Below are 15,030 nucleotides of genomic sequence, written 5' to 3' on the forward strand. Positions count from 1 at the left end.
ATCCCCATTCATGAACACTCCGCAAGCCTCACCCGACCTCGCCAGCCTGCGCGTGCAGATCGACTCCATCGACCAGCAACTGCTCACGCTGCTGAACCAGCGGGCGCTGGTGGCCGAGCAGGTGGGGGAAGTCAAGAAGCGCGAAGGCACGCCCTTCTTCCGTCCCGACCGCGTGGCGCAGGTCATCGAGAAGATCCAGACCGCCAACTCCGGCCCGCTCAAGGGCCCGCACGTGGCCGCCATCTGGCGCGAGATCATGTCGGCCTGCCTGGCGCTCGAATCGCCCCAGCGCGTGGCCGTGCTGGGCCCCGAGGGCACGTTCTGCGAACAGGCGGCCATCGAATTCTTCGGCGGCGCGGCCGACCTGATGTACTGCGCCAACTTCGACGAGGTGTTCCACGCCACCGCGGCTGGCAGCGCCCAGTACGGCGTGGTGGGCGTGGAGAACTCCACCGAAGGCGTGGTCACCCGCTCGCTCGACCTGTTCCTGCACACCCCCACCCATGTGGTGGGCGAAGTGAGCCTGCTGGTGCGCCACAACCTGCTGCGCACCACGAACTCGCTCGATGGCATCGAGGTGGTGCTGGCGCATCCGCAGGCGCTGGCCCAATGCCAGGCCTGGCTGACCAAGCACCTGCCCCATGCCGAGCGCCGCCCCGTGTCGAGCAATGCCGAGGGCGCCCGGCTGGCCACCACCAACCCGGCCTGGGCCGGCCTGTCGAGCGAACGCGCGGCCCAGCAGTTCGGGCTGCACATCGTGGCCCACGCCATCCAGGACGACGCCTACAACCGCACGCGCTTTGCCATCATCTGCCTGCCGCACACCCTGCAGACGCCACCGCCCTCGGGCAAGGACTGCACCAGCCTGGTGGTCTCGGTGCCCAACCAGCCCGGCGCGGTGCACGACCTGCTGGTGCCGCTCAAGACCCATGGCGTGTCCATGACGCGCTTCGAGTCCCGCCCTGCCCGCACCGGCCAGTGGGAGTACTACTTCTACATCGACCTCGACGGCCATCCCGCCCAGCCCCATGTGGCACGGGCCCTGGAAGAACTGCGCAGCCTGTGCGCGTTCTACAAGGTCCTGGGCACTTACCCCGTGTCGTCCTGAGGAGCCACCGCCATGTTCGAACAATTGGGACTGATCGGCTGCGGACTCATGGGCGGCTCATTCGCCCTGGCCATGAAGAAGGCCGGCCTCGTCAAGCGCGTGGTGGGCTACAGCAAGTCGCCCTCCACCACCGACCGCGCACGCCAGCTGGGCGTGATCGATGTGGAGGCGCCCTCGGCCCTGCTCGCGGTGGCCGGCGCCGACATCGTGCTGCTGGCCGTGCCCGTGGCCGCCACCGAGGCCACGCTCAAGGCCATCAAACACCTCGTCACGCCCCAGATGCTGATCATGGACGTGGGCTCGACCAAGGCCGATGTGGTCCAGGCCGCACGCCGCGCCCTGCGCGACCAGGTGGGATCGTTCGTGCCGGCGCACCCGATCACGGGGCGCGAAGTGTCGGGCGTGGAACACGCCGAGGCCGACCTCTACAGTGGCCGCCAGGTCATCCTCACGCCCATCGAGCGCACGCTCACCGTACAGCTGCAAAGGGCCGACGACATCTGGACCGCGCTGGGTTGCCGCGTGACCAGCATGTCGCCCGAGTCGCATGACGCGGCCTTTGCCGCGGTCAGCCACCTGCCCCACGTGCTGGCCTTTGCGATGATGAACAGCATCACGGGCCAGTCGACCGGCGACGAATTCCTGTCGCTGGCGGGCCCGGGGTTCCGGGACTTCACCCGCATAGCGGCCAGCGATCCGAAGGTCTGGCGCGACATCCTGCTGTCCAACCGGGAAGAGCTGATCGCCCAGTCCAAGCTCTTCCAGCAGGCGCTGCACACCATCGAGCAGGCCATGGAAAAAGGTGACGCCCAGGCGCTGGAAGACATGCTGACGCTGGCCAGCGAGACCCGCGCGCACTGGCGCATGGGCGCGAAGAGAAAATAACCCCCCTGAGTCGCCTGCGGCGCCTTCCCCCAAGGGGGACGCCACCCGTGGCCTGGCAACGCCAGTTCCACGGTGGCACTGGCCTAGGACACGCCGGTGCACAGGCCATTGGCCTAACCGACAAAACACACCGATGTACAGCACCGCATTCCTCGACCTGCCTCCCCTGCAAACCGCGGCGGGCGAAGTCCACCTGCCCGGTTCCAAGAGCATCTCCAACCGGGTGCTGCTGCTGGCGGCTCTCAGCAACGGCACCACCACCGTGCACGACCTGCTGGCATCCGACGACACCCGCGTGATGCTCGACGCGCTGCGCCAGATCGGCTGCACCGTCGACGAGAACGGCAGCACCGTGCACATCACAGGCCTGGGCGGGCGGGCGCCCCAATCGCCCGCCAAGCTCTTCATGGGCAATGCCGGCACCGCCATGCGGCCCCTGACGGCTGCGCTGGCACTGCTGGGTGGCGAATTCGAGCTGTCCGGCGTCCCGCGCATGCACGAACGCCCCATCGGCGACCTGGTGGACGCGCTGCGCCAACTGGGCTGCCAGATCGACTACCTGGGCAATGACGGCTACCCGCCGCTGCGCATCGCCCATGCCAACGGCGTGCCTGCCCTGGCGCTGGCGGCGCCCATCCGCGTGCGCGGCGATGTGTCGAGCCAGTTCCTCACCGCCCTGCTCATGGCGTTGCCGCTAGCCGCCGGCGCGCAGGCCATCGTGATCGAGGTCATGGGCGAACTGATCTCCAGGCCCTACATCGCCATCACGCTGCAGCTGCTGGCGCGGTTCGGCATCGTGGTCGAACACCGGGACTGGCAGCGTTTCACCATCCCCGCCGGCAGCCGCTACCAGTCGCCGGGCAGCATCCACGTAGAGGCCGACGCCTCTTCTGCTAGCTATTTCATAGCACTTGGCGCAATCGCAGCAAGCGCCAATGGCCAAAAAAGCATCAAGATCCAGGGCGTGGGGCTGGATTCCATCCAGGGTGACATCCGCTTCGTGGAAGCCGCGCGCGCCATGGGCGCGGTGGTCACGGGCGGCCCCAACTGGCTGGAGATCCAGCGCGGCGCGTGGCCGCTCACGGCCATCGACCTGGACTGCAACCACATCCCCGATGCCGCCATGACGCTGGCCGTGATGGCGCTGTATGCCGAAGGCACCACCACCCTGCGCAACATCGCCAGCTGGCGCGTGAAGGAAACCGACCGCATCGCGGCGATGGCCACCGAGCTGCGCAAGCTCGGCGCCACAGTGGAAGAAGGTGCGGACTTCATCCGCGTCACGCCGCCGGCGCAGGTGCAGGCGTGGAAGGCCGCCAGCATCCACACCTATGACGATCACCGCGTGGCCATGTGCTTTTCACTGGCCGCCTTCAACCCGGCAAGCCTGCCCGTGCGCATCGAAGACCCCAAGTGCGTGGCCAAGACCTTCCCGGACTATTTCGAAGCCCTGTTCTCGGTCACGCAGGCAGCCACGGACCACATCCCGGTGATCTGCATCGACGGTCCCACCGCCTCGGGCAAGGGCACGGTGGCCGCTGCCGTCGCGCAGCGCCTGGGCTACCGCTTCCTGGACTCGGGGGCGATGTACCGCATCACGGCCCTGGCCGCCCTGCGTGCCGGCCTGGCCATCCAGCCGGAGGACGAGCCCCGCATTGCCGCCATGGCCCAGACGCTGCCCGTGCGCTTCGAGGGCGGCCGGGTGTGGCTGGGCAGCGACGACGTGACCGAAGCCATCCGCACCGAAGAGGCCGGCATGAACGCCTCCCGCGTCTCCGCCCTGCCCGCCGTGCGCGCGGCCCTGGTGGACCTGCAGCACAGCTTCCGGCGCCTGCCGGGCCTGGTGGCGGACGGCCGCGACATGGGCACTGTGATCTTCCCGGACGCCCCGCTCAAGGTGTATCTGACGGCCAGCGCCGCCTGCCGCGCCGAGCGCCGTTATAAACAGTTGATTTCAAAGGGTTTTTCAGCTAATATCGAAGACCTTCGCGCGGATCTGGAGGCACGCGACGCCCGGGACAGTTCCCGCAGCGTCGCACCCCTCAAGCCCGCGCAGGACGCTCTGGTCCTGGACAACTCCAACTTGACGATTGATGAAGCCGTCGAGCAGGTGTTGGCCTGGTGGCAGGAGCGTCAGCCCTTCGCAGCCTCTGCGCAGGGCTGACGGCGCGGGGCCCTGGCTAAAATCCGGGTCCCTCAGGCAAAGCCGAAAGGCCTTGCAACAGGCCCACGCAGCCCCTCTCGCGCGCCAGCGCACAGGCTGTGTGGATCGTTAACCTAACCCGCGGTTCTACCGCAAAAAACCACCGCAAGCAGCTATAAAAACAGTAGCAATGGTGCTACTGGAATCCTGTTTGTGGCAAGGAAACACATGTCCGAATCTTTTGCCGCCCTTTTTGAAGAATCCCTGCAGCGTACGGAAATGCGCCCAGGCGAAGTGATCACCGCTGAAGTCGTGCGCGTCGAGCACAACTTCGTCGTGGTCAACGCCGGCCTCAAGTCCGAAGCCTACGTGCCGCTGGAAGAGTTCAAGAACGACAAGGGCGAAGTCGAAGTCCAAGTGGGTGACTTCGTGTCGGTGGCCATTGGCTCCATCGAAAACGGCTACGGCGACACCATCCTGTCGCGCGACACCGCCAAGCGTCTGGCTTCCTGGATGAGCCTGGAAAAGGCCCTGGAATCCGGCGAATTCGTCACCGGCACCACGTCCGGCAAGGTCAAGGGCGGCCTGACTGTCCTGGTCAACGGCATCCGCGCGTTCCTGCCCGGTTCGCTGATCGATACGCGTCCGATCAAGGATCTGACGCCGTACGAAAACAAGACCATGGAATTCAAGGTCATCAAGCTCGACCGCAAGCGCAACAACGTGGTGCTGAGCCGCCGCGCCGTGGTGGAAGCCTCCATGGGCGAAGAGCGCGCCAAGCTGATGGAAACCCTGAAGGAAGGCTCCATCGTTCAAGGCGTGGTCAAGAACATCACCGAATACGGTGCGTTCGTGGACCTGGGCGGCATCGACGGCCTGCTGCACATCACCGACATGGCATGGCGCCGCGTGCGTCACCCATCGGAAGTGGTGACGGCTGGCCAGGAAATCACGGCCAAGATCCTGAAGTTCGACACCGAGAAGAACCGTGTCTCGCTGGGTCTGAAGCAAATGGGCGACGACCCATGGATGGGCGTGAACCGCCGCTACCCCCAAGGCACGCGCCTGTTCGGCAAGATCACGAACATCGCCGACTACGGCGCATTCGTGGAACTCGAACCCGGCATCGAAGGCCTGGTGCACGTCTCCGAAATGGACTGGACCAACAAGAACATCGCTCCCGCCAAGCTGGTTTCGCTGGGCGACGAAGTCGAAGTCATGGTCCTGGAAATCGACGAAGACAAGCGCCGCATCAGCCTGGGCATGAAGCAGTGCAAGGCCAACCCATGGCAGGAATTCGCACAGGACACCAAGCGCGGCGACCGCGTCAAGGGTCCGATCAAGTCGATCACCGACTTCGGCGTGTTCGTGGGCCTGGCTGCCGGCATCGACGGCCTGGTGCACCTGTCCGACCTCTCTTGGAACGAACCCGGCGAAGCCGCTGTTCGCAACTACAAGAAGGGCCAGGAAGTGGAAGCCATCGTGCTGGCCGTGGACGTGGACCGCGAGCGCATCTCGCTGGGCATCAAGCAGCTCGACGGCGACCCATTCACGACCTTCGTGACCGTGAACGACAAGGGCCAGACGGTGACCGGCAAGGTCAAGACCGTGGACGCCCGTGGCGCTGAAATCGACCTCGGCGAAGACATCGTGGGCTACCTGCGCGCTTCGGAAATCTCCCGCGACCGAGTGGAAGATGCCCGCAACGTGCTCAAGGAAGGCGACGAAGTCACCGCTGTGGTGGTCAACGTGGATCGCAAGACCCGCAACATCCAGCTGTCGATCAAGCAGAAGGACATGGCTGACGAACAAGGCGCCATGGCCAACCTGAGCCAGCAATCGAGCCGCGAAAGCGCCGGCACGACCAGCCTGGGCGCCCTGCTGCGCGCCAAGCTGGACAACTCGGAAAAGTAAAGCGCTGACCCGTTAAACGGTCAGACAGCGGGCGCCTCGGCGCCCGCTCTTTTTTCAGCCAAGACTGCCTATGTCCCAAGATTCCATGACCCGCTCAGACCTCGTCGAAGAACTGGCCGCCCGTTTCGGCCAGCTGACACACCGCGATGCCGAATACGCCGTCAAGACCATTCTGGACGCCGTGGGCGAGGCCCTGGTGCGTGGGCACCGCATCGAGATCCGGGGCTTTGGCAGCTTCTCGGTGAACCACCGCCCGCCCCGCATGGGCCGCAATCCGCGCAGCGGCGAGGCCGTGGCCATCCCCGAAAAGCGCGTACCCCATTTCAAGCCCGGCAAGGCCCTGCGCGAAGCCGTGGACAAGCGCACCGCCGAAATGGAAGAAAACTCCGGCACGGCAAGCAACACATCCATTCAAAAATGATAGCTAGCAGCGCTTGATGAGCAAGCGCCAAAGGCCTTTTTGATCTGGATACCAGCCCTCCGGGAGCCCCGCCGCCCCGCATGCGCAAGCTCTTAGAATCGCCCCACCACTGGGGAGACCGATGAAATACCTCCTGTGGCTGCTCAAGGCAGCCATTTTTTTTACGCTGTTTGCCTTCGCGCTGAACAACCAGCAGGACGCCACCGTGCACTTCTTCTTTGGCACCCAATGGCGCGCACCCCTGGTGCTGGTGGTGCTGACCGCCTTCTCGGCAGGCCTGGCCGTCGGGGTGCTGGGCATGGTGCCGCGCTGGTGGAGGCACCGCGCCGCCGCGCGCCGCGCCCATGCCGCGGTGGCGTCCCCCGCGCCGGCATCGGCCCCCGCCGCCGCGGCCAGCACGGTCCCCCCTGCCCCGCCACCACCGCCCGACCTGCCCTCCGCCCATGGAATTTGACCTGACCTGGATTCTGCTGGGCCTGCCCGTGGCCTTCGTGCTGGGCTGGCTGGCATCGCGCTTCGACCTGCGCCAGCTGCGCGCCGAGAACCGCCGCGCGCCCAAGGCCTACTTCAAGGGCCTGAACTTCCTGCTCAACGAGCAGCAGGACCAGGCCATCGACGCCTTCATCGAGGCGGTGCAGAACGACCCCGACACCTCGGAGCTGCACTTTGCGCTGGGCAACCTGTTCCGCCGCCGGGGCGAATACGACCGTGCCGTGCGCGTGCACGAGCACCTGCTCTCGCGCGGCGACCTCTCCCGCACCGACCGCGAGCGTGCCCAGCACGCGCTGGCGCTCGACTTCCTCAAGGCCGGCCTGCTCGACCGCGCGGAAGAAGCCCTGCACCGCCTGGAGGGGACGCCCTTCGAGGCCCAGGCCCGCTTGGCGCTGCTGGCCATCTATGAACGTTCGCGCGACTGGCCCCATGCCGCCACCATCGCCCGCAAGATGCACGACGCCGATCAGGGAGACTTCAGCACCCGCCAGGCCCACTACCTGTGCGAGCAGGCCCTGGCGCTGAGCACCCAGGGGGACCTGCCCGGTGCCCAGGCCCTGCTGGAGCAGGCCGTGGCCGCCGCCCCGGAGGCCGCCCGCGCGCGCATCGAGCTGGCGCGCCTGCAGCGCCTCATGGGCCAGCCCGCCGCCGTGCTGGCCACCCTGAAAACACTGGGCGAGCGCAACCCCGCCGCTTTGCCCCTGGCCGCCGCGCTGCTCGTCGAGGCCGCCACCGCCACGGGGCGCACACCGGAAGCGCAGGCGCTGCTGCAGGCGCACTACGCGCAGGCACCGTCCCTGGACGTGCTCGAAAGCATCGTGGCCATGGAAGCCGCCGACGACGCCACGCGCGGCACGGCACGGCAGCGCTATGTGCAGCACCTGGACAAGGAACGCTCGCTCGTGGCCGCCGCCAAATGGCTGGCCGCCGAGAAGCTGGAGCACGAGGAGTTCCACCCCCAGATCCAGCGTGCGCTGGAGCATGCCGTCAAGCCGCTCACCCGCTACCGCTGCGCGGCCTGCGGGTTCGAGGCACGCCAGCATTTCTGGCAGTGCCCCGGCTGCCAGACCTGGGACAGCTATCCGGCGCGCCGCGTCGAGGAACTCTGAAAGCCGCCGGGCCAGGCCGCGCCACCCCCACCAGGAGACCATTCGCCATGCTGAAGAAACTGCTTGCCCTTTTCGCCGCGCTGTGTGCCGCCGCGGCATTCGCCGCCGTGGACGTGAACACCGCCACCGAGGCTGAACTCGACGGCATCAAGGGCATCGGTCCCGGCCTGTCAGGCCGGATCCTGGAAGAGCGCAGGAACGCGCCTTTCAAGGACTGGGGCGACTTCATCGGCCGTGTCGGCGGCGTGGGACCCAAGAGCGCGGTGAATTTCTCCAGGGAAGGCCTGACGGTCGGCGGCAAGAAATACAGCGCCGCAGCGGCCGCCAGGGCCGAAGCGAAAAACCACCACGGCAGCAGGAAACAAGCCGTGGACCGCAAGCCCCACGGGGGCACGGGGACCGATGCGGCGCCGCCTGCCGCCACGGCGCCAGGGCCCGCTGCCGCCGCCAGCGCTAGCAAAAGCTAAGCACGCTCTTCAGGCTTCAGGCCCGCCTCGGCGGGCTTGTCTTTTTGTACCCACCGGCTGCACAACGGCAAGGCCCGGGCAGGGGCTTTGGAGCGAACCCCTAAAATTGTTCGCGCATGCCCCTGATCACCCTCATTCTCCTTCCCTTCATCGGCAGCCTTCTGGCGGCCGTGCTGCCCGCCAATGCGCGCAACACCGAGTCCACGCTGGCGGGGCTGATCGCCGTGTTCTGCACCGTGCAGGTCGCGCTGTGTTTTCCCGAGATCGCCGACGGCGGCGTATTGCGGCAGGAGATCGAGTGGCTGCCCGCGCTGGGCCTGAACCTGGTCATCCGCATGGACGGTTTCGCGTGGATGTTCTGCATGCTGGTGCTGGGCGTGGGCAGCCTGGTGGTGCTGTATGCGCGCTACTACATGTCGGCGGCCGACCCGGTGCCGCGCTTTTTTGCGTTCTTCCTGGCGTTCATGGGTGCGATGGCGGGCGTGGTGCTGTCGGGCAACATCATCCAGATCGCGTTCTTCTGGGAGCTGACCAGCCTGTTCTCCTTCCTGCTGATCGGCTACTGGCACCACCGCAAGGATGCGCGGCGTGGGGCACGCATGGCGCTCACGGTCACGGGCACGGGCGGCCTGTGCATGCTGGCCGGCATGCTGGTGCTGGGCCACATCGTGGGCAGCTACGACCTCGACCACGTGCTGGCCGCCGGCGCACTGATCAAGGCGCACCCGCTGTACCTGACCGCGCTGGTGCTGATCCTGCTGGGTGCGCTGACCAAGAGCGCGCAGTTCCCGTTCCACTTCTGGCTGCCCCACGCCATGGCCGCGCCCACGCCTGTGTCGGCGTACCTGCACTCGGCCACCATGGTCAAGGCGGGCGTGTTCTTGCTGGCGCGGATGTGGCCCGCGCTCGCGGGCACCGAGGCATGGTTCTGGCTGGTGGGGGGGGCGGGCCTTTGCACGCTGCTGGTGGGTGGCTACGCGGCCATGTTCCAGAACGACCTCAAGGGCCTGCTGGCCTATTCGACCATCTCGCACCTCGGGCTCATCACCCTGCTGCTCGGCCTGAACAGCCCGCTGGCCGCCGTGGCCGCCGTGTTCCACATCATGAACCACGCCACCTTCAAGGCTTCGCTGTTCATGGCCGTGGGCATCGTGGACCATGAAAGTGGCACGCGCGACATCCGCCGCCTGTCGGGCCTGCGCACGATGATGCCCATCACCGCCACGCTGGCCATGGTGGCCAGCGCGGCGATGGCCGGCGTGCCGCTGCTCAACGGCTTCCTGTCCAAGGAAATGTTCTTTGCCGAAACGGTGTACGTGAACACCACGCCGATGCTGGAATGGCTGCTGCCCGTGGCCGCCACCGTGGCGGGCATGTTCAGCGTGGCGTATTCGCTGCGCTTCACGGTGGATGTGTTCTGGGGCCCGCCCGCCACCGACCTGCCGCGCCCACCCCACGAGCCGCCGCACTGGATGCGGGTGCCGGTGGAACTGCTCGTGCTGGCCTGCCTGGTGGTGGGCACGCTGCCTGCCTGGTCCGTGGGCGCCTACCTGGCCGCGGCCGCGCGGCCGGTAGTGGGGGGCGAGCTGCCCACCTACAGCCTGGCGGTCTGGCACGGGTTCAACACACCGTTCGTGATGAGCCTGGTGGCCCTGGGCGGGGGCATCGCGCTGTATGCCCTGCTGCGCTGGCAGCGCGAAAAAGGCGTGCTGGATGCGCCGCCGGTCATGCACCACATCAGCGGCCAGCGGCTGTTCGAAGGCACCCTGGCGGCCGTCACCCAGTGGGGCCGCCATGGCCGCCGGATGCTGGGCACCGGGCGGCTGCAGTGGCAGATGCTGTGGCTGGTGAGTGCCGCGCTGGTGGCCTGCGTGCTGCCCCTGTGGGCTCGTGGCCTGCCCATTGGCGACCGGGCGCAGCTGCCGCTGTCTCCGGCCTTCGCGCTGCTGTGGCTGCTGGGCGGGCTGTGCGCCATGGCGGCTGCCTGGCAGGCCAAGTACCACCGGCTGGCGGCACTCACGCTGCTGGGTGGCGCGGGGCTGTGCGTGTGCCTGACCTTCCTCTGGTTTTCAGCCCCCGACCTGGCGCTCACGCAGATCGTGGTGGAGATCGTGACGACCATCCTCATCCTGCTGGGCCTGCGCTGGCTGCCGCGCCGCGACGAGGCCCTGCGCAAGCCCACGCTGGCCGAAGAGCGCCGCACCCAGCTGCGCCGCTACCGCGACATGGCGCTGGCGCTGACCACGGGTGCGGGCATGGCCCTGCTGTCGTTCGCGATGATGAGCCGGCCCTTCCCCGACAGCACCTCCACCTTCTTCCTGGAGCGCGCGCTCAGCGAAGGCGGGGGCACCAATGTCGTCAACGTGATGCTGGTGGACTTCCGGGGCTTCGACACCTTTGGCGAGATCGTGGTGCTGGGCATCGTGGCCCTGACGGTGTATGCGCTGCTGCGGCGCTTTCGGCCCGCGCGCGAGGTGATGGACCTGCCGCCCCAGCAGCGCACGCTGCCCGCCGATGTGGACACCGACCTGTCCAACCCGCGCCAGACCGCCGACACCGCCGTGGGCTACCTCATGGTGCCCGCCGTGCTGGTGCGGCTGATGCTGCCGTTCGCGACCCTCGTGTCCATGTACCTGTTCATGCGCGGGCACAACGAGCCCGGCGGCGGCTTCGTGGCGGGGCTGGTGTTCTCGGTGGCGCTGCTGCTGCAGTACATCGTCTCGGGCACCTCGTGGGTCGAAGCCCACCTGCCCCTGTACCCGCGCCGCTGGATCGGCGTGGGCCTGCTGGTCGCGCTGGCCACCGGCCTGGGGGCCTGGGCCTGGGGCTACCCCTTCCTGACCAGCCACACGGCCCACCTGCACCTGCCCTGGGTGGGCGAGGTGCACGTGGCCAGCGCGCTGTTCTTCGACATCGGCGTGTTCACGCTGGTGGTGGGCTCGACCATGCTCATCCTCACCGGCATCGCCCACCAGTCGGTGCGCAGCCACCGCTACAACAACGCACGCACGGCCGATGAGGTGCAGGCCGCCGCGGCGACACAGGGAGAAGGCCCATGGAACTGATTCTGGCCCTGGCCATCGGCGTGCTCACCGGCTCGGGCGTGTGGCTGCTGCTGCGCCCCCGCACCTTCCAGATCATCATGGGCCTGTCGCTGCTGTCGTACGCCGTCAACCTCTTCATCTTCAGCATGGGCCGCCTGGGCCTGGCCATCGACAAGGAGCCCGTGCTGCAGCCCGGCCTGCCCCAGGACCTGGCCCACTACGCCGACCCCATGCCCCAGGCGCTCACGCTCACGGCCATCGTGATCGGCTTCGCCATGACCGCCCTCTTCCTCGTGGTGCTGCTGGCATCGCGCGGCATGGCGGGCACCGACCATGTGGACGGCACCAAGGGCAAAGACGTGCAGGAAATGCCATGATGAAGAACACCCCCCTGAGCGGCTTCGCCGCTTCCCCCCGATCTCGCAGCGCTGTGCGCTGCGGGCAGGGGGACGCAGCCCTCGCGGCGGGGCGGCCCTGGCTCGGCTGCCCTGGCCTGAGGCGCGCCCTTTTCATGCGCAGCGCCATGGAGTCCTGACATGACATCCGTGCACCTCCTACTGGAGCGGCTGATGCCGCACCTGATCCTGGCGCCCATCGCGCTGCCCCTGCTCACGGCCGGGCTCATGCTGCTGCTGCGCGAGGAGCGCCAGCGCACCAAGGTCACGCTCAACATCGCCTCGACCTTCCTGGGCCTGGTGGTGGCCGTGCTGCTGCTCGTGCAGGCCAAGGACCCCGCCCTTCACAACAGCTTGGCGGTGTACCTGCCGGGCAACTGGCCGGCGCCGTTCGGCATCGTGCTCGGCATCGACCGGCTCTCCGCCATGATGCTGGTGCTCGCCAGCACCGTGGCGCTGGCCACCGTGCTGTTCTCGGCGGCGCGCTGGCACCGCGCGGGGGTGCACTTCCACCCGCTGTTCCAGTTCCAGCTCATGGGGCTGGCGGGCGCGTTCCTCACGGCCGACCTGTTCAACCTGTTCGTGTTCTTCGAGATCATGCTGGCCGCGTCCTACGGCCTGCTGCTGCACGGCTCGGGCCGCCCGCGCGTGTCGGCGGGGCTGCACTACATCGCCATCAACCTGGCGGCCTCGTCGCTGTTCCTGATCGGCGTGTCCATGCTCTACGGCATCACCGGCACCCTGAACATGGCCGACCTGGCGCAGAACATCGCCGCCGTCGCGCCAGCGGACCGAGGCCTGCTGCACGCCGCTGCGGCGGTCCTCGCGGTGGCCTTTCTCATCAAGGCGGCGGTATGGCCCCTCAACTTCTGGCTGGTACCCGCCTACAGCGCGGCCACGGCCCCCGTGGGGGCGCTGTTCGCGCTGATGACCAAGGTGGGCGTGTACAGCGTGCTGCGGCTGTGGACACTGCTGTTCGGCGCCGAGGCCGGCGAATCGGCCCAGTTCGGCGGCCAGTGGCTCATCGGCGGCGGCATGCTCACGATGGCCTTCGGCGCCATCGGCATGCTGGGCTCGCAGCGCCTGGGGCACCTGGCGGGCTTCAGCGCCATTCTGTCGTCAGGCACGCTGCTGGCGGCGGTCGGCTTCGGGCAGAACCTGCTCACGGCTGGGCTGCTGTACTACCTGCTCAGCTCCACGCTGGCCGTGAGCGCGCTGTTCCTGCTGGCCGACCTGATCGACCGCTGGCGCAACGACGGCTCCAACCTCGCCCCCTACGAGCAGACCGACGACGCCCCGTTCCTGTCCGCCGACCTGGTGCCCACCGAAGGCATGAACCTCGATGACCAGGAGGAGGCACTCATCGGCCAGGTCATCCCTGCGGCGGCGGCGTTCCTGGGGCTGGCGTTCATGGCCTGCACGCTGATCATCGCGGGCCTGCCGCCCCTGCCGGGCTTCGTGGGCAAGTTCGCCATGGTCCACGCGCTCTTCAATCCGCTGGGCCTGGGGGCATCCCACGGATTCCAACTGGGCGCCGCGGGCTGGATGCTGGTGGCGCTGCTGGTGGGTTCGGGCCTGCTCGCGCTGCTGGCGCTCACGCGCGCTGGCATCCGCCATTTCTGGGCGGCGCACGACCGCACATCCCCCAAGCTGCTGGTGCTGGAAGGCCTGCCCATCGCCCTGCTGCTGCTGGCCAGCGCGGCCCTGGTATGGCAGGCGGGGGCCGTGATGCGCTACACCCAGGCCACGGCCGACGCGCTGCATGCCCCGTCCACCTATGTGCGCGCCGTGATGACCGCCGCGCCGGTGCCCAACCCGCCCCACGCGGATGCGCCCGCACCCCAAGGAACCACGCCCCCATGAAGCCCCGCAACACCCCCGTGCAGCGGCCCTTCAAGCGCCTGGTGCCCGCCCCCGTGCTCTCGCTGGCGCTGCTGGCGCTGTGGCTGCTGCTCAACCGCAGCCTGAGCGCGGGCCACATCGTGCTGGGCACGGTGCTCGCTCTGGCCATCCCGCTGCTCACGGCCGGGCTGCGCCCGTTGCCCGTGCGCATCCGCAAACCCGGTGCCGTGCTGCGCCTGGCATTCACGGTGGTGGCGGACACCACCCGCTCCAACCTGGCCGTGGCGCGCCTGCTGCTCTCGCCGGGCCGCCGGCGGCACCCCTCGGGCTTCGTGCACATTCCGCTGGACGTGCGCGACCCCAATGCCCTGGCCGTGCTGGCCACGATCGTCTGCATCACCCCCGGCACCGCCTGGGCCGAACTCTCGCTGGACCGCAGCATGCTGCTGCTGCACGTGCTGGAGCTGGACGACGCCGAAGCCATGGCCGCCAGCGTCAAGCAGCGCTACGAACGCCCCTTGATGGAGATCTTTGAATGACACCGATCCTGGATTGGGCCCTGCCCATCGCCCTGTTCATGCTGGCCCTGGCCATGGGCTGCGCGCTGATCCGCCTGCTCAAGGGCCCTTCCGCGCAGGACCGCGTGCTGGCGCTCGACTGCATGTACCTCAGCGGCATGCTGGTGATGCTGGTGCTGGGCCTGCTGTACGGCAGCAAGAACTACTTCGAGGCCGCCCTGCTGCTGGCGCTGTTCAGTTTTGTCGGCTCCATGGCCATGGCCAAGTTTTTGCTGCGTGGCGAGGTGATCGAATGACCGAAGCCGCCACCATCGCCGTTCTTCCGCTGTGGCTCGAAATCATCGTGGCCGTGCTGGTGCTGTCGGGTGCGGGGCTGGCGCTGCTGGGCTCCACCGGCCTGCTGCGCCTGCCCACGTTCTTCGAGCGCGTGCATGCGCCCGCCATCATCGCCACGCTGGGCTGCTGGCTGATCATGCATGGCACGGTGCTGTACTTCTCGGTGGCCGACCGCAGCCTGGCGCTGCATGCGCTATTGATCGCCGTGTTCGTGGCGATCACGGTGCCGATCATGTCGATCTTCTTGATGCGCGCGGCACTGTTCCGCGCGCGGCAGATGGGGCTGAATGTGCCGCCGAGCCTGAGCCAACCCAGGGCAGCACAGGAAACCGAAGACTCCTGAATTAATAGCTGCC

Annotated in this window: 14 protein-coding genes; all 14 read left to right on the forward strand. The window is 67.8% G+C overall.

Annotation, left to right across the window (positions count from 1 at the left end; genetic code table 11):
• Positions 1-10 precede the first annotated feature (10 nt).
• The 14 genes from pheA to mnhG all read left to right on the forward strand — a co-directional run bounded on the left by pheA (position 11) and on the right by mnhG (position 15,017).
• Positions 11-1,108 carry a prephenate dehydratase gene (gene pheA, locus AC07PV_RS04005; protein WP_494629492.1) on the forward strand — a complete coding sequence of 366 codons (1,098 nt, stop codon included), beginning with the start codon at positions 11-13 and terminating at the stop codon, positions 1,106-1,108.
• Positions 1,109-1,120: 12 nt separating this feature from the next.
• On the forward strand, positions 1,121-1,993 hold the full coding sequence (locus tag AC07PV_RS04010; RefSeq protein WP_218297482.1) for a prephenate dehydrogenase: 873 nt from the start codon (positions 1,121-1,123) through the stop codon (positions 1,991-1,993).
• Between the two features lie 133 nt (positions 1,994-2,126).
• Positions 2,127-4,157 (forward strand): bifunctional 3-phosphoshikimate 1-carboxyvinyltransferase/cytidylate kinase, encoded by a 2,031-nt coding sequence (locus tag AC07PV_RS04015; RefSeq protein WP_494629494.1) that lies wholly within the window; start codon positions 2,127-2,129, stop codon positions 4,155-4,157.
• Between the two features lie 192 nt (positions 4,158-4,349).
• The gene (gene rpsA / locus AC07PV_RS04020) at positions 4,350-6,050 is read left to right on the forward strand and encodes a 30S ribosomal protein S1 (protein WP_370627717.1); all 1,701 of its coding nucleotides are present in this window, start codon (positions 4,350-4,352) and stop codon (positions 6,048-6,050) included.
• An 85-nt stretch (positions 6,051-6,135) separates the two neighbouring features.
• The gene (locus AC07PV_RS04025; RefSeq protein ID WP_255590831.1) at positions 6,136-6,471 is read left to right on the forward strand and encodes an integration host factor subunit beta; all 336 of its coding nucleotides are present in this window, start codon (positions 6,136-6,138) and stop codon (positions 6,469-6,471) included.
• A gap of 121 nt (positions 6,472-6,592) precedes the next feature.
• Positions 6,593-6,925 (forward strand): LapA family protein, encoded by a 333-nt coding sequence (locus AC07PV_RS04030; protein ID WP_494629496.1) that lies wholly within the window; start codon positions 6,593-6,595, stop codon positions 6,923-6,925.
• Complete coding sequence (gene lapB, locus AC07PV_RS04035; RefSeq protein WP_218297486.1) at positions 6,915-8,072, forward strand: lipopolysaccharide assembly protein LapB; 1,158 nt, start codon at positions 6,915-6,917, stop codon at positions 8,070-8,072. The genes AC07PV_RS04030 and lapB overlap by 11 nt, the downstream gene beginning before the upstream one ends.
• A 47-nt stretch (positions 8,073-8,119) precedes the next feature.
• Positions 8,120-8,539 carry a ComEA family DNA-binding protein gene (locus AC07PV_RS04040; protein ID WP_492255231.1) on the forward strand — a complete coding sequence of 140 codons (420 nt, stop codon included), beginning with the start codon at positions 8,120-8,122 and terminating at the stop codon, positions 8,537-8,539.
• 116 nt (positions 8,540-8,655) lie between these two features.
• On the forward strand, positions 8,656-11,604 hold the full coding sequence (locus AC07PV_RS04045; RefSeq protein WP_494629498.1) for a monovalent cation/H+ antiporter subunit A: 2,949 nt from the start codon (positions 8,656-8,658) through the stop codon (positions 11,602-11,604).
• The gene (locus AC07PV_RS04050; RefSeq protein WP_142146595.1) at positions 11,595-11,960 is read left to right on the forward strand and encodes a Na+/H+ antiporter subunit C; all 366 of its coding nucleotides are present in this window, start codon (positions 11,595-11,597) and stop codon (positions 11,958-11,960) included. Before AC07PV_RS04045 ends, AC07PV_RS04050 begins: the two co-directional genes overlap by 10 nt.
• A 159-nt stretch (positions 11,961-12,119) precedes the next feature.
• On the forward strand, positions 12,120-13,841 hold the full coding sequence (locus tag AC07PV_RS04055) for a monovalent cation/H+ antiporter subunit D (protein WP_255594897.1): 1,722 nt from the start codon (positions 12,120-12,122) through the stop codon (positions 13,839-13,841).
• Positions 13,838-14,359, forward strand: coding sequence for a Na+/H+ antiporter subunit E (locus AC07PV_RS04060; protein ID WP_494629500.1), 522 nt, complete (start codon positions 13,838-13,840; stop codon positions 14,357-14,359). Before AC07PV_RS04055 ends, AC07PV_RS04060 begins: the two co-directional genes overlap by 4 nt.
• Positions 14,356-14,634: a K+/H+ antiporter subunit F gene (locus AC07PV_RS04065; protein WP_055402533.1), complete on the forward strand. Its 279-nt coding sequence runs from the start codon at positions 14,356-14,358 to the stop codon at positions 14,632-14,634. Before AC07PV_RS04060 ends, AC07PV_RS04065 begins: the two co-directional genes overlap by 4 nt.
• Positions 14,631-15,017 carry a monovalent cation/H(+) antiporter subunit G gene (mnhG, locus tag AC07PV_RS04070; protein ID WP_218338753.1) on the forward strand — a complete coding sequence of 129 codons (387 nt, stop codon included), beginning with the start codon at positions 14,631-14,633 and terminating at the stop codon, positions 15,015-15,017. Before AC07PV_RS04065 ends, mnhG begins: the two co-directional genes overlap by 4 nt.
• Positions 15,018-15,030 lie beyond the last annotated feature (13 nt).

Source organism: Acidovorax sp. GW821-FHT09A11 (genome assembly GCF_059418365.1).

Excerpts from the sequence above, each read along its gene's own strand:
- pheA (WP_494629492.1), top strand. The coding sequence starts at position 11 with ATGAACACTCCGCAAGCCTCACCCGACCTCGCCAGCCTGCGCGTGCAG.
- AC07PV_RS04025 (WP_255590831.1), top strand. The coding sequence starts at position 6,136 with ATGACCCGCTCAGACCTCGTCGAAGAACTGGCCGCCCGTTTCGGCCAG.
- AC07PV_RS04060 (WP_494629500.1), top strand. The coding sequence starts at position 13,838 with ATGAAGCCCCGCAACACCCCCGTGCAGCGGCCCTTCAAGCGCCTGGTG.
- AC07PV_RS04015 (WP_494629494.1), top strand. The coding sequence starts at position 2,127 with ATGTACAGCACCGCATTCCTCGACCTGCCTCCCCTGCAAACCGCGGCG.
- AC07PV_RS04040 (WP_492255231.1), top strand. The coding sequence starts at position 8,120 with ATGCTGAAGAAACTGCTTGCCCTTTTCGCCGCGCTGTGTGCCGCCGCG.
- AC07PV_RS04010 (WP_218297482.1), top strand. The coding sequence starts at position 1,121 with ATGTTCGAACAATTGGGACTGATCGGCTGCGGACTCATGGGCGGCTCA.
- lapB (WP_218297486.1), top strand. The coding sequence starts at position 6,915 with ATGGAATTTGACCTGACCTGGATTCTGCTGGGCCTGCCCGTGGCCTTC.
- AC07PV_RS04065 (WP_055402533.1), top strand. The coding sequence starts at position 14,356 with ATGACACCGATCCTGGATTGGGCCCTGCCCATCGCCCTGTTCATGCTG.
- mnhG (WP_218338753.1), top strand. The coding sequence starts at position 14,631 with ATGACCGAAGCCGCCACCATCGCCGTTCTTCCGCTGTGGCTCGAAATC.
- AC07PV_RS04055 (WP_255594897.1), top strand. The coding sequence starts at position 12,120 with ATGACATCCGTGCACCTCCTACTGGAGCGGCTGATGCCGCACCTGATC.
- AC07PV_RS04030 (WP_494629496.1), top strand. The coding sequence starts at position 6,593 with ATGAAATACCTCCTGTGGCTGCTCAAGGCAGCCATTTTTTTTACGCTG.
- AC07PV_RS04050 (WP_142146595.1), top strand. The coding sequence starts at position 11,595 with ATGGAACTGATTCTGGCCCTGGCCATCGGCGTGCTCACCGGCTCGGGC.
- AC07PV_RS04045 (WP_494629498.1), top strand. The coding sequence starts at position 8,656 with ATGCCCCTGATCACCCTCATTCTCCTTCCCTTCATCGGCAGCCTTCTG.